The 13,768-nt window shown below is 69.3% G+C and carries 12 protein-coding genes; 8 read left to right on the top strand and 4 right to left on the bottom strand.

The features are described 5' to 3' along the window. Positions 1 to 46: 46 nt before the first annotated feature. Both sufB and ABZ826_RS31090 read right to left on the bottom strand, forming a co-directional pair. Positions 47 to 1,468 carry a Fe-S cluster assembly protein SufB gene (sufB, locus tag ABZ826_RS31095; RefSeq protein WP_361455657.1) on the bottom strand — a complete coding sequence of 474 codons (1,422 nt, stop codon included), beginning with the start codon at positions 1,466 to 1,468 and terminating at the stop codon, positions 47 to 49. Continuing rightward, positions 1,465 to 2,205, bottom strand: coding sequence for a metalloregulator ArsR/SmtB family transcription factor (locus ABZ826_RS31090; protein ID WP_361455654.1), 741 nt, complete (start codon positions 2,203 to 2,205; stop codon positions 1,465 to 1,467). Before ABZ826_RS31090 ends, sufB begins: the two co-directional genes overlap by 4 nt. 136 nt (positions 2,206 to 2,341) lie before the next feature. Here ABZ826_RS31090 and ABZ826_RS31085 point away from each other — a divergent pair, with 136 nt between their 5' ends. The 3 genes from ABZ826_RS31085 (at position 2,342) to ABZ826_RS31075 (ending at position 5,122) form a co-directional block, all read left to right on the top strand. Beyond that, positions 2,342 to 3,268: an ABC transporter ATP-binding protein gene (locus tag ABZ826_RS31085; RefSeq protein ID WP_361455651.1), complete on the top strand. Its 927-nt coding sequence runs from the start codon at positions 2,342 to 2,344 to the stop codon at positions 3,266 to 3,268. Continuing rightward, positions 3,265 to 4,032, top strand: coding sequence for an ABC transporter permease (locus ABZ826_RS31080; protein ID WP_361455648.1), 768 nt, complete (start codon positions 3,265 to 3,267; stop codon positions 4,030 to 4,032). The genes ABZ826_RS31085 and ABZ826_RS31080 overlap by 4 nt, the downstream gene beginning before the upstream one ends. 76 nt (positions 4,033 to 4,108) lie before the next feature. Beyond that, positions 4,109 to 5,122 carry a COX15/CtaA family protein gene (locus ABZ826_RS31075; RefSeq protein WP_361455755.1) on the top strand — a complete coding sequence of 338 codons (1,014 nt, stop codon included), beginning with the start codon at positions 4,109 to 4,111 and terminating at the stop codon, positions 5,120 to 5,122. An 87-nt stretch (positions 5,123 to 5,209) separates the two neighbouring features. Here the strand turns inward: ABZ826_RS31075 and ABZ826_RS31070 are convergent, their stop codons facing one another. Together ABZ826_RS31070 and ABZ826_RS31065 are read right to left on the bottom strand one after the other, a co-directional pair. Further along, positions 5,210 to 5,566 carry a hypothetical protein gene (locus tag ABZ826_RS31070; protein WP_361455645.1) on the bottom strand — a complete coding sequence of 119 codons (357 nt, stop codon included), beginning with the start codon at positions 5,564 to 5,566 and terminating at the stop codon, positions 5,210 to 5,212. 98 nt (positions 5,567 to 5,664) lie between these two features. Beyond that, positions 5,665 to 6,618: a heme o synthase gene (locus ABZ826_RS31065; RefSeq protein ID WP_361455642.1), complete on the bottom strand. Its 954-nt coding sequence runs from the start codon at positions 6,616 to 6,618 to the stop codon at positions 5,665 to 5,667. 480 nt (positions 6,619 to 7,098) lie between these two features. Here ABZ826_RS31065 and tkt point away from each other — a divergent pair, with 480 nt between their 5' ends. Genes tkt through pgl form a run of 5 tightly spaced genes read left to right on the top strand, consistent with a single transcriptional unit; the run spans position 7,099 to position 13,678 of the window. Next, positions 7,099 to 9,201 carry a transketolase gene (gene tkt, locus ABZ826_RS31060; RefSeq protein WP_361455639.1) on the top strand — a complete coding sequence of 701 codons (2,103 nt, stop codon included), beginning with the start codon at positions 7,099 to 7,101 and terminating at the stop codon, positions 9,199 to 9,201. Positions 9,202 to 9,235: 34 nt separating this feature from the next. Next, on the top strand, positions 9,236 to 10,354 hold the full coding sequence (gene tal / locus ABZ826_RS31055; protein ID WP_361455636.1) for a transaldolase: 1,119 nt from the start codon (positions 9,236 to 9,238) through the stop codon (positions 10,352 to 10,354). Positions 10,355 to 10,359: 5 nt separating this feature from the next. Next, a complete protein-coding gene (zwf, locus tag ABZ826_RS31050; protein ID WP_361455633.1) occupies positions 10,360 to 11,892 on the top strand; it encodes a glucose-6-phosphate dehydrogenase in 1,533 nt (510 codons plus the stop codon). Further along, on the top strand, positions 11,889 to 12,899 hold the full coding sequence (gene opcA / locus ABZ826_RS31045) for a glucose-6-phosphate dehydrogenase assembly protein OpcA (protein WP_361455630.1): 1,011 nt from the start codon (positions 11,889 to 11,891) through the stop codon (positions 12,897 to 12,899). Before zwf ends, opcA begins: the two co-directional genes overlap by 4 nt. After that, complete coding sequence (gene pgl / locus ABZ826_RS31040; protein WP_361455627.1) at positions 12,896 to 13,678, top strand: 6-phosphogluconolactonase; 783 nt, start codon at positions 12,896 to 12,898, stop codon at positions 13,676 to 13,678. The genes opcA and pgl overlap by 4 nt, the downstream gene beginning before the upstream one ends. The last annotated feature ends 90 nt before the right edge of the window (positions 13,679 to 13,768 follow it).

Genomic DNA, 13,768 nt, shown 5'->3' with positions numbered 1-13,768 from the left:
CTCGCTTTCTCTGTCAGTGGTCGAGGAATTCGGTCGTCAGGCTGCGCTAGCCGACCGAACCCTCCATCTGCAGCTCGATCAGCCGGTTGAGCTCAAGGGCGTACTCCATCGGCAGCTCCTTCGCGATCGGCTCGACGAAGCCGCGCACGATCATCGCCATCGCCTCGAACTCCGTCAGGCCACGGCTCATCAGGTAGAAGAGCTGGTCCTCGGAGACCTTGGAGACGGTGGCCTCGTGCCCCATCGACACGTCGTCCTCGCGGACGTCGACGTACGGGTAGGTGTCGGAGCGCGAGATCGTGTCGACCAGCAGCGCGTCGCACAGGACGTTGGACTTCGCGCCCGGCGCGCCCTCGCCGATCTCGATCAGACCGCGGTAGGAGGTACGGCCGCCGCCTCGCGCCACCGACTTGGAGACGATGTTGGAGGAGGTGTTCGGCGCCATGTGGACCATCTTGGCGCCGGCGTCCTGGTGCTGGCCCTCGCCCGCGAAGGCGATGGACAGGGTCTCGCCCTTGGCGTGCTCGCCCATCAGGTAGACGGCCGGGTACTTCATGGTGACCTTGGAGCCGATGTTGCCGTCGACCCACTCCATGGTCGCGCCCTCGTAGGCCACGGCGCGCTTGGTGACCAGGTTGTAGACGTTGTTCGACCAGTTCTGGATCGTCGTGTAGCGGCAGCGGCCGCCCTTCTTCACGATGATCTCGACGACCGCGGAGTGCAGCGAGTCGGAGGAGTAGATCGGGGCGGTGCAGCCCTCGACGTAGTGGACGTAGGCGTCCTCGTCGACGATGATCAGCGTCCGCTCGAACTGGCCCATGTTCTCCGTGTTGATACGGAAGTAGGCCTGCAGCGGAATGTCGACGTGGACACCCTTGGGCACGTAGATGAACGAGCCGCCGGACCACACGGCCGAGTTCAGCGAGGCGAACTTGTTGTCGCCGACCGGGATGACGGTGCCGAAGTACTCCTTGAAGAGCTCCGGGTGCTCCTTCAGCGCGGTGTCGGTGTCGAGGAAGATGACGCCCTGCTCCTCCAGGTCCTCACGGATCTGGTGGTAGACGACCTCGGACTCGTACTGGGCGGCGACACCGGCGACCAGGCGCTGCTTCTCCGCCTCCGGGATGCCGAGCTTGTCGTAGGTGTTCTTGATGTCCTCGGGCAGGTCCTCCCAGGACTCCGCCTGCTTCTCCGTGGACCGCACGAAGTACTTGATGTTGTCGAAGTCGATGCCCGACAGGTCGGAGCCCCAGTTCGGCATGGGCTTCTTGTCGAAGAGCCTGAGGCCCTTGAGGCGCAGCTTCAGCATCCACTCGGGCTCGTTCTTCTTCCCCGAGATGTCGCGGACGACCTCCTCGGAGAGCCCGCGCTTGGCTGCGGCGCCTGCCGCGTCGGAGTCGGCCCAGCCGAATTCGTACGTGCCCAGACCCTCGAGCTCAGGGTGGGCAGTCTCCGTAGGGAGCGTCATGCGGGGTTCCTCCCGGCCGTGCTTGCAGATGCTGAATTGATGGTCTGTGGTGCTGAGTGGCCGCTGCGCGGAATGTACGTCGTGCACACACCGTCGCCGTGGGCGATGGTGGCCAGACGCTGCACATGCGTCCCGAGGAGGCTGGAGAAGAACTCCGTCTCCGCCTCGCACAGCTGCGGATACTGCTCGGCGACATGAGCGACCGGGCAGTGGTGCTGGCACAGCTGCTCGCCCTGCTGCGGGCCGGGCGCGCTACGCGCCGTAGCAGCGTACCCGTCGGCGGACAACGCCTTGGCCAACGCCTCCGTGCGCGCCTCGGGGTCGGCGGCCTCGATCGCCGAGCGGTAGGCCTCGGACTGGGCCGCGATCCTGGCCCGCGCGAAAGCGACGACCGCTTCGTCGCCCGAGGTCTCGGCGATCCAACGCAGGGCGTCCGCCGCGAGCTTGTCGTAGGACTGGTCGAAGGCGTCGCGCCCGCAGTCGGTCAGGGCGAACACCTTGGCCGGGCGGCCCCGGGTCCGCGCGCCGTACACCCGCTGCTCACGGGCCTCGACGACACCGTCGGAGACAAGGGCGTCGAGATGGCGACGGACGGCGGCCTGGGTGAGGCCGAGGCGCTTCGCCAGATCGGCGACCGTGGACGGGCCGTGGTCCAGGATGGACCGCGCGACCCGGTTGCGCGTCGAGCGCTCACCGGTCGCGAGTTCCTCCTGCGGAACCTCGCCAACGTTTTTCACAACGCCATTGTTGCGTAATTCATCGGGCCCTGACAACCACGGTCCGAAACGATCAACGGTGCGGTGCGTCACTTAGGGTTACCTAATTCGGCCCCGCGACACCGCCCCTTTCCGCCGCTGCCTAGACTTACCGGCCATGAAGAGCGAGTCCGTCGTACAGGTCAGGAACCTGGTGAAGCGGTACGGCCCCAAGACCGCTGTGGACGGCCTCGACCTGTGTGTACGCACCGGCACCGTCACCGCCGTCCTCGGCCCCAACGGCGCCGGCAAGACCACCACCATAGAAACCTGCGAGGGGTACCGCCGTCCGGATGGCGGGACGGTACGGGTCCTAGGCCTCGACCCGGTGGCCGACGCCGCGGAGCTCCGCCCCCGGATCGGTGTGATGCTCCAGTCAGGTGGTGTCTACTCCGGCGCACGCGCCGACGAGATGCTCCGCCACATGGCGAAGCTCCACGCCCACCCGCTGGACGTCGACGCCCTGATCGAGCGCCTCGGCCTCGGCAGCTGCGGCCGGACGACCTACCGCCGGCTCTCCGGCGGCCAGCAGCAGAGGCTCGCCCTGGCGATGGCCGTCGTCGGCCGCCCCGAGCTGGTCTTCCTGGACGAGCCGACCGCCGGCCTCGATCCGCAGGCCCGCCGCTCCACCTGGGACCTCGTGCGCGAGCTGCGCGCCGACGGCGTGTCGATCGTCCTCACCACCCACTTCATGGACGAGGCCGAGGAGCTCGCCGACGACGTCGCCGTCATCGACGCGGGCAAGGTCATCGCCCAGGGCAGTCCCGAGACGCTCTGCCGCGGCGGCGCCGAGAACACCCTGCGCTTCACCGGCCGCCCCGGTCTCGACCTGGGTTCCCTCCTGAAGGCCCTGCCCGACGGCTCGGAAGCGGCGGAGCTCACCCCGGGCACGTACCGCATCACCGGCGACGTCGACCCGCAGCTGCTGGCCACCGTCACCTCCTGGTGCGCGCAGCACGGAGTGATGCCGTCCGGCATCTCCGTGGAGCGTCACACCCTGGAGGACGTCTTCCTGGAACTGACCGGCAAGGAGCTGCGCGCATGAGCGCCGGTACGTACACCCCGCGGCCGGGCGCCGCCCCGCTCTCCCGCATGATCACCACGCAGACCGCGCTGGAGACGCGGATGCTGCTGCGCAACGGCGAGCAGCTGCTGCTGACCGTGATCATCCCGACGCTGCTGCTGGTGCTGTTCAGCGCGGTCGACATCGTGGACACCGGCGCGGGCAGGTCCGTCGACTTCCTGGCGCCCGGCATCCTCGCGCTCGCCGTGATGTCCACGGCCTTCACCGGCCAGGCCATCGCCACCGGTTTCGAGCGGCGGTACGGGGTACTCAAGCGGCTGGGCGCCTCGCCGCTGCCCCGCTGGGCACTGATGACCGCCAAGACGCTCTCCGTGCTGGTCACCGAGGTGTTGCAGGTGGTGCTGCTGACGGTGATCGCGTTCGCGCTGGGCTGGTCGCCGCACGGCAACGCCTTCGCCGTCCTGCTGCTGCTCGTGCTCGGCACCGCGGCCTTCTCCGGGCTCGGGCTGCTGATGGCCGGGACGCTGAAGGCGGAGGCGACGCTCGCCGCCGCCAATCTGGTCTTTCTGCTGCTGCTGGTCGGCGGCGGGGTCATCGTGCCGCTCGACAAGTTCCCGGACGCGGTGCAGTCGGCGCTGGGGCTGCTGCCGATCGCGGCCCTCTCGGACGGGCTGCGCGACGTGCTCCAGCACGGCGCGTCGCTGCCGTGGGGCGACCTCGGGATCCTCGCGGTGTGGGCGGTGCTCGGGCTGGGCGCGGCGGCGAGGTTCTTCCGCTGGGAGTGAACCCGCGAGCGCGCTCCGTCGGCGTTTCGGGGTAACTCGTCCCCCTCGTGAAAGCTTGCACAAGCCGCCGCCTACGATAGTGCGCGTGCCCAAGCTGACCCGAGCCGAAGTCGCTCAAGCCGTGCGGAACCCGCTCCTCTACATCGCCGAGCGATGGACTCCGTCCCCCCGCACGGTCCGCCGTGCGGCCATGTCCGCCGTCGTCATGGCCGTGCTCATCGTCGTGACCGGCGGCGCGGTGCGGCTGACCGGCTCCGGCCTCGGCTGCCCGACCTGGCCCAAGTGCACCGACGAGAGCCTCACGGCGACCAGCGAGATGGGCTTCCACGGCGCCATCGAGTTCGGCAACCGGATGCTGACCTACGTCCTGTGCGCCGCGGTCGGGTGGGCGATCATCGCCGTCCGGTCCGCCAAGCCCTGGCGGCGCAGCCTCACCCGGCTCGGCTGGACGCAGTTCTGGATCGTCATGGGCAACGCGGTGCTCGGCGGCATCGTGGTGCTGGTCGGCCTCAACCCGTACACCGTGGCGGCGCACTTCCTGCTCTCCACGGCGCTGCTCACCGTCGCGGTGGTGACCTGGCAGCGGGTCCGCGAGGGCGACGAGGCACCCCGGCCTCTGGTGGGCAAGGCGGTGTCGCAGCTGACCTGGCTGCTCGTGGTCGTGGCCGGGCTGCTGATCACGGTCGGCACGGTCGTCACGGGCGCCGGACGGCACGCGGGTGACTCCAGCGACGTCCACCGCATTCCGATCGACTGGAAGATGATCGCGCAGCTGCACGCCGATCTGGCCTGGGCCGTCGTGGCGCTGACCGTCGCCCTCTGGTTCGTGCTGAAGGCCGTGGACGCGCCGGCCGGCCCGCTCCACCGCACCCGTGACCTCTTCCTGGTGCTGATGGGTCAGGGCGTCATCGGTTACGTCCAGTACTTCACCGACACCCCGGAGATCCTCGTCGGCCTGCACATGTTCGGCTCGTGCCTGGTGTGGATCGCGGTCATGCGGGTGCTGCTGTCGCTGCGTGAGCGCCCGGTGGCCGTCGCCCCGGTGCCCGGCCCCGCCGTCGAGCGGCCGGAGCCGGCCGCGGCGGGCTGAACCCAGGGCGCCCGCCCTCATACGTCGATCGCCGGACCGGCCTGAACGCAGGCGGGTCCGGCGATCAACGTATGAGGGTCCGTTCGGTCAGGCCCTGTCGGACGGGCCGCCCAGCTGAATGCCGGCCATCCGCGTCCACTCGTACGGGCCGGTGCGGACCTTCGCCGCGAACTCTCCGTCGAAGGACTCGTGCATCGTGATCCCGGCCTTCTGAGTGGCACTCTCGGCGATCGCGTACGACGGGGCGACCAGATCACCCCAGCCGCCGTCCTCGCCCACGAGCACGATGCGGGTGCCCATCTGCCCGATGTAGGCAAGCTGCCCCTCCGCACCACCGTGCGCCTTGGAGAAGGCACCGATCTGCTTGGCCAGCTTCGCCGCCCTGCGCTCCGCGCGGGCCGCCTGCTTGCCGCTCTCCACCTGGGTCTCTGCCGTCTCTGCCATGGTCACGATGCTACCGATGGGTACACAAACGTGCGACGGGCGGGGCGCGTGGCCCAGGCCACGCACCCCGCCCGTCGGCAGGTGTCGGTGAAGCGGGACTACCTCAGGAAGGGGTCGACCGCCACGGCGACGAAGAGCAGCGAGACATAGGTGATCGACCAGTGGAACAGCCGCATCTCCTTGAGCTTCCCGCCGGTCACCCCGGCCTTGGCCCGGTTGAGCAGGCCGTGTGCCTCCCAGAGCCAGAAACCGCCGGTCAGCAACGCCACCGCCGTGTAGAACCAGCCGGTGTAGCCCAGCGGGGTCAGCAGCAGCGAGACGGCGACCATCACCCAGCTGTAGATGACGATCTGGCGGGCCACCACCCGGTTCGAGGCGATGACCGGGAGCATCGGGACGCCGACCCGGGCGTAGTCGTCCTTCACCTTCATGGACAGCGGCCAGTAGTGCGGCGGCGTCCAGAAGAAGATGACGGCGAAGAGGATGACCGCGGCCCAGGACATCGAATTGGTCACGGCGGACCAGCCGATGAGGACCGGCATGCAGCCCGCGATGCCGCCCCAGACGATGTTCTGCGAGGTGCGGCGCTTCAGCAGCATCGTGTAGACGACGACGTAGAAGAGCAGCGCACCGAGCGACAGCGCCGCCGACAGCCAGTTGACCAACAGTCCGAACCAGACTGTGGAGATCACCGCGAGGGCGATACCGAAGGCCAGGCACTCACGCGCGGTCACCATGCCGGTGACCAGCGGACGCTGCGACGTACGGTCCATCAACGCGTCGATGTCGCGGTCGATGTACATGTTCAGCGCGTTGGCGCCGCCTGCGGAGAGATATCCCCCGATGGTGGTGGTGAGAACGAGCCACAGATCGGGTACACCCTGAGCGGCCAGGAACATCACCGGAACAGTGGTGATCAGCAACAGCTCGATGATCCGAGGCTTGGTCAGCGCCACGAATGCCTTGACACGGGCCCCGAACGGGCGGTGGCCCTCCGGGCTGGGAGTCAAGGCGACCCCTGCGGGTCGGGACTCGACGGCCGTCACGCACACCCCTGACAGAGAAATCCCAGCAAGCTCCGGGCGTGAGGGCCCGGTAAAGACTTGCGCGAACCAGACCACTGTAGACGTTGGCGGACAGGCCACCCTTCGCGGGGGTGGGGTCGTGTTGAAGTGGCGCGGGAGCACGGCGTCCGGCCCATCGGAGCGACGCGGGAGCGGGTACGCGCGCGCTCGTCGGAGTGACGCCGGAGCGGGGTGACGGCACACGCGGAGAACGCCGATAAGGGGACAAGCCCATCGATGCGCATCAGTAGGAGGATGCGCTCATCGGAGGGCGCATCGGTAACAGGACGCGCTCATCGGAGGGCCCAGAAGTGAGCCGTTGCGCTCATACGGGAGGCGAAGTCCGCAGGCCGCCCGCACCCTGGAAAGCAGCCGGAAAATGCTTGTTCCGACGGGGGTAGGCTCGACAACGCCCGGTGCGGTCACCGTCACCGGTTTTCAAACAGTGGAGAGGAGCCCTGACTCAGGGTGAGCACCAAGCCGACCACCACAGATCTCCAGTGGACCGAATTGGACCAGCGGGCCGTGGACACTGTCCGCGTCCTTGCCGCCGACGCCGTACAGAAGGTCGGAAACGGCCACCCGGGCACGGCGATGAGCCTGGCTCCCGCCGCGTACACCCTCTTCCAGAAGGTGATGCGGCACGACCCCGCCGACGCGGAGTGGGCCGGTCGCGACCGGTTCGTGCTCTCCGCGGGTCACAGCAGCCTGACCCTCTACATCCAGCTCTACCTGGCCGGCTACGGCCTGGAGCTCGATGACCTCAAGGCTTTCCGCACCTGGGGCTCGAAGACCCCCGGTCACCCGGAGTACGGCCACACCGCCGGCGTCGAGACGACCACGGGCCCGCTGGGCCAGGGTGTCGCCAACGGTGTCGGCATGGCGATGGCCGCCCGGTACGAGCGCGGTCTGTTCGACCCGGAGGCGGCCCCCGGCACCTCCCCGTTCGACCACATGATCTGGGTCGTCGCCGGTGACGGCTGCCTCCAGGAGGGCATCTCGGCGGAGGCGTCCTCGCTGGCCGGCCACCAGAAGCTGGGCAACCTGGTCCTGCTGTGGGACGACAACCACATCTCCATCGAGGGCGACACGGAGACCGCGGTCTCCGAGGACACCGTGAAGCGGTACGAGGCGTACGGCTGGCACGTCCAGCGCGTCGACCAGCTGCCCAACGGCGACCTGGACCCGGCGGGTCTGTACGAGGCGTTGCAGGCCGCCAAGGCCGAGACCGAGCGGCCCTCGTTCATCGCGGCCCGCTCGATCATCGCCTGGCCCGCCCCGAACGCCCAGAACACCGAGGCCTCGCACGGCTCGGCGCTCGGTGACGAAGAGGTCGCCGCGACGAAGAGGGTCCTCGGCTTCGACCCGGAGAAGTCCTTCGAGGTCTCCGACGAAGTCATCTCGCACACCCGTGAGGCGCTGGACCGCGGCCGCGAGGCCAAGGCCGAGTGGGAGAAGTCCCTCGCCGCCTGGCGCACCGCCAACCCGGAGCGCGCCGCCGAGTTCGACCGGATCTCCGCGGGCGAGCTGCCCACGGGCTGGGAGGACAAGCTTCCGGTCTTCGAGCCGGGCAAGAGCGTCGCCACCCGTGCCGCCTCCGGCAAGGTGCTCCAGTCGCTCGGCGAGGTCATCCCCGAACTGTGGGGCGGCTCCGCCGACCTGGCGGGCTCGAACAACACGACGATCGACAAGTCCTCGTCGTTCCTCCCGGCGGGCAACCCGCTGCCCGGCGCGGACCCGTACGGCCGCACGATCCACTTCGGTATCCGCGAGCACGCCATGGCCGCGGCCATGAACGGCATCGCGCTGCACGGCCACACCCGGATCTACGGCGGCACGTTCCTGGTGTTCTCCGACTACATGCGCAACGCCGTGCGGCTGTCCGCGTTGATGCACCTGCCGGTGACGTACGTGTGGACGCACGACTCGATCGGTCTCGGCGAGGACGGCCCGACCCACCAGCCGGTGGAGCACCTGGCCTCGCTGCGCGCCATCCCGGGCCTGAACATCGTCCGCCCGGCCGACGCCAACGAGACCTCCATCGCCTGGCGCGAGATCCTGCGCCGCTACACCAAGGTGTTCGGCAAGGGGGCCCCGCACGGTCTGGCGCTGACCCGCCAGGGCGTACCGACGTACGAGGCGAACGAGGACGCGGCCAAGGGCGGCTACGTGCTCTTCGAGGCCGAAAGGTCCGATGGGCAGAACGCGGCGCCGCAGGTCCTCCTGATCGGCACGGGCTCCGAGGTACACCTCGCCGTCGAGGCGCGCGAGGAGCTGCAGGCGGCCGGCATCCCGACCCGGGTGGTGTCGATGCCGTCGGTCGAGTGGTTCGAGGAGCAGGACCAGGCCTACAAGGACAGCGTTCTGCCGCCGTCCGTGCAGGCCCGGGTCGCGGTCGAGGCCGGTATCGGTCTGACCTGGCACCGGTACGTGGGAGACGCCGGCCGGATCGTCTCGCTGGAGCACTTCGGTGCCTCGGCCGACGCCAAGGTCCTCTTCCGTGAGTTCGGCTTCACCGGCGAGCACGTCGCCGCCGCAGCGCGGGAATCTCTCGCCGCCGCCACGCGCTGACGCCGTTATACGACTAGTAGGAGATGCAATTCTCATGACAGACGCACTCAAGCGCCTCTCCGACGAGGGCGTGGCGATCTGGCTCGATGACCTGTCGCGCAAGCGGATCACCTCGGGCAACCTCGCCGAGCTGATCGACGAGCAGCACGTCGTGGGCGTCACCACCAACCCGTCGATCTTCCAGAAGGCGATCTCGCACGGCGACGGCTACGAGCAGCAGCTCACCGACCTCGCCACCCGCAAGGTCACGGTCGACGAGGCCATCCGCATGATCACGACGGCCGATGTGCGGGACGCGGCGGACATCCTGCGTCCGGTCTTCGACGCCACCGACGGCCAGGACGGCCGGGTCTCCATCGAGGTCGACCCGCGTCTGGCGCACCGCACCGCCGCCACCGTCGCCGAGGCCAAGCAGCTGGCGTGGTTGGTGGACCGGCCCAACACGCTCATCAAGATCCCGGCGACGAAGGCCGGTCTCCCGGCGATCACCGAGGTCATCGGCAAGGGCATCAGCGTCAATGTCACGCTGATCTTCTCGCTGGAGCGCTACCGCGAGGTCATGGACGCCTACCTGGCGGGTCTGGAGAAGGCGAAGGCCGCGGGCCTGGACCTCTCCAAGATCCACTCGGTGGCCTCCTTCTTCGTGTCCCGCGTGGACACCGAGATCGACAAGCGTCTCGACGCGATCGGCACCGACGAGGCCAAGGCACTCAAGGGCAAGGCGGCGCTCGCCAACGCCCGTCTCGCCTACCAGGCGTACGAGGAGGTCTTCGGCTCGGAGCGCTGGGCCGCCCTGGACAAGGCGCAGGCCAACAAGCAGCGTCCGCTGTGGGCCTCGACCGGTGTCAAGGACCCCGCGTACAAGGACACCCTGTACGTCGACGACCTGGTCGCCCCCGGCACGGTGAACACCATGCCCGAGGCCACTCTGGACGCCACGGCGGACCACGGGCAGATCATCGGCAACACCATCGCCGGCACCTACGAGCAGGCCCGTGCCGAGCTCGACGCGGTCGCGAAGCTCGGGATCTCCTACGACGACGTCGTCCAGCTTCTTGAGGACGAGGGCGTCGAGAAGTTCGAGGCGTCCTGGATCGACCTGCTCAACTCGACCGAGGCGGAGCTCAAGCGCCTCGCCCCTTCGGAGGGCTGACCACATTGTCTGGTGTTCCCGGAGCCAACCCGCTTCGTGACCCCCAGGACCGACGGCTCCCGCGCATCGCGGGACCGTCGGGTCTGGTGATCTTTGGCGTCACGGGCGATTTGTCCCGTAAAAAGCTGATGCCTGCCGTCTACGACCTGGCCAACCGCGGCCTGCTGCCGCCGGGCTTCTCACTCATCGGCTTCGCACGCCGCGAGTGGCACGACGAGGACTTCGCACAGGAGGTCCACGACGCCGTCAAGCAACACGCGCGTACCCCGTTCCGCGAAGAGGTCTGGCAGCAGCTCATCCAGGGGATGCGCTTCGTCCAGGGCAACTTCGACGACGACGACGCCTTCGAGACCCTGAAGGCCACGATCCAGGACCTCGACAAGGCACAGGGCACGGGCGGCAACTTCGCCTTCTACCTCTCCGTGCCGCCGAAGTTCTTCCCCAAGGTCGTCCAGCAGCTCAAGAAGCACGGGCTCGCCGACCAGAAGGAGGGTTCCTGGCGGCGTGCCGTCATCGAGAAGCCCTTCGGCCACGATCTGAAGAGCGCGCAGGAGCTCAACCAGATCGTCCACGACGTGTTCCCGCCCAACGAGGTCTTCCGGATCGACCACTACCTGGGCAAGGAGACGGTCCAGAACATCCTGGCGCTGCGGTTCGCCAACACGATGTTCGAGCCGATCTGGAACAGGTCGTACGTCGACCACGTCCAGATCACGATGGCCGAGGACATCGGCATCGGCGGCCGGGCCGGCTACTACGACGGCATCGGCGCCGCCCGTGACGTCATCCAGAACCACCTGCTCCAGTTGCTGGCGCTGACGGCAATGGAGGAGCCCGGCTCCTTCCACCCGAAGGCCCTGGTCGCCGAGAAGCTCAAGGTGCTCACGGCGGTGGAGCTGCCGGAGGACCTGGGCAAGCACACGGTGCGCGGCCAGTACGCGCACGCGTGGCAGGGCGGCGAGGAGGTCCCCGGCTATCTGGAGGAGGACGGCATCGACCCCAAGTCGACGACCGACACCTTCGCCGCGATCAAGCTGACGATCAACAACCGCCGCTGGGCGGGCGTGCCGTTCTACCTGCGGACCGGAAAGCGGCTCGGCCGCCGGGTCACGGAGATCGCGGTCGTCTTCAAGCGCGCCCCGTATCTGCCCTTCGAGTCCGGCGCCACGGAGGAGCTGGGCGGCAACGCCCTGGTCATCCGGGTCCAGCCGGACGAGGGCGTGACCGTGCGGTTCGGCTCCAAGGTGCCCGGCACTTCGATGGAGGTGCGGGACGTCACGATGGACTTCGCGTACGGCGAGTCCTTCACGGAGTCCAGCCCGGAGGCGTACGAGCGGCTCATCCTCGATGTGCTGCTCGGCGACGCCAACCTCTTCCCGCGGCACCAGGAGGTCGAACTCTCCTGGAACATCCTCGACCCGATCGAGGAGTACTGGGACAAGCACGGCAAGCCCGCGCAGTACCCGGCGGGCACCTGGGGCCCGGCCGAGGCGGACGAGATGCTTGCACGAGACGGACGGAGCTGGCGCCGGCCATGAAGATCGATCTGACGGAAACCACTTCCAGCAAGATCAACCAGGCGCTGGTGTCGGCCCGCCGCGCCATCGGCACCCCGGCCATCGGCATGGTGCTGACCCTGGTCATCGTCACCGACGAGGAGAACGCGTACGACGCGCTCAAATCGGCCGGTGACGCCTCGCGCGAGCACCCCTCACGGATCATCGCGGTGATCAAGCGGGTCAGCCGCTCGCCGCGCAGCCGCCGGGACGCCCGGCTCGACGCCGAGGTGCGGGTCGGCTCCGACGCGGGCACCGGCGAGACCGTCGTGCTGCGCCTCCACGGCGAGCTGGCCAACCACGCCCAGTCGGTGGTCCTGCCGCTGCTGCTGCCGGACGCCCCGGTCGTGGTCTGGTGGCCCGAGGACGCGCCCGACGACCCGGCGAAGGACCCACTGGGCGCGCTCGCCCAGCGCCGGATCACGGACGCGTACTCCTCGGCGCACCCGGGTGACGAACTCGCGGTGCGCGCCCGGTCCTACACCCCGGGCGACACCGATCTGGCCTGGACCCGCATCACGCCGTGGCGCTCGATGCTGGCGGCCGCGCTCGACCAGCAGCAGGTCGAGGTGGTCTCGGCGACGGTCGAGGGCGAGTCGGAGAACCCGAGCTGTGAGCTGCTCGCCATGTGGCTCGCGGACCGGCTCCAGGTTCCGGTGGCGCGCACCCTGTCCGACGGCCCCGGTCTGACGGCCGTGCGGATGGAGACCAAGAACGGCGTCATCGTCCTGGACCGGCCGGACGGTTCGCTGGCCACGCTCTCGATGCAGGGCCAGCCGGACCGTGCGGTGGCCCTCAAGCGGCGGGAAACGGCCGAACTGCTCGCCGAGGAGCTGCGCCGCCTGGACCCGGACAACACCTATGCGGCGACGGTGAAGTTCGGTGTGGAGAAGCTCGCCGGGCCGGAGCAGAAGCCGTCCGAGCCCGCTCCCGCCGCTGCCCCGGCCGCCGCGAAGAAGACCGCGGCCAAGAAGGCGGCGGCGAAGTGAGTGCCCCTCAGCTTGTCGTGCACCGCGACAAGGAGCTGATGGCACAGGCCGCCGCGGCCCGGCTGATCACGAAGATCGTGGACGCCCAGGCCGCGCGCGGCTACGCCTCGGTGGTCCTCACCGGCGGGCGCAACGGCAACGGCCTGCTGGCCGCCCTCGCCGACGCGCCCGCCCGGGACGCGATCGACTGGTCGCGGCTCGACCTGTGGTGGGGCGACGAGCGGTTCCTGCCGGAGGGCGATCCGGAGCGCAATGTCACGCAGGCCCGCGAGGCCCTGCTGGACTCGGTGCCGCTCACCCCGTCACGGGTGCACGCGATGCCCGCCTCGGACGGTCCCTGCGGCAGTGACGCCGACGCGGCGGCGGCCTCGTACGCCGCTGAACTGGCCGCGGCGGCGGGCCCCGAGGACCACGGTCCGGTGCCGACGTTCGACGTCCTGATGCTGGGCGTCGGCCCGGACACGCATGTCGCTTCGCTCTTCCCGGAGCTGCCCGCGGTACGGGAGACCGAGCGCACAGTCGTCGGTGTGCACGGCGCCCCCAAGCCGCCGCCCACCCGCGTCTCGCTCACACTGCCCGCGATCCGGGCGGCGCGCGAGGTGTGGCTGCTCGCCGCGGGTGAGGACAAGGCGGAGGCCGCGGAGATCGCGCTCTCGGGCGCCGGGGAGATCCAGGCCCCGGCGGCCGGTGCGTACGGACGCAGCCGCACCCTGTGGCTGATGGACGCGGCGGCGGCCTCGCGGCTGCCGCGCGCGCTGTATCCGCCGGCCTCTTCCTGAGAGCCTGTCGGGCGGCCTCTGATCGGGCGGCCACGCCCTGGCACGCACTCCCCCAAGGCCTCAAGGGCCAGGGGGGACCCCCTCCCGCGT

The organism is Streptomyces sp. NPDC047515 (assembly GCF_040643055.1).
Lineage (GTDB): Bacteria > Actinomycetota > Actinomycetes > Streptomycetales > Streptomycetaceae > Streptomyces.
Note: the sequence above shows the minus strand (reverse complement) of the source record. Positions and strands in the feature narration are given on the sequence as shown.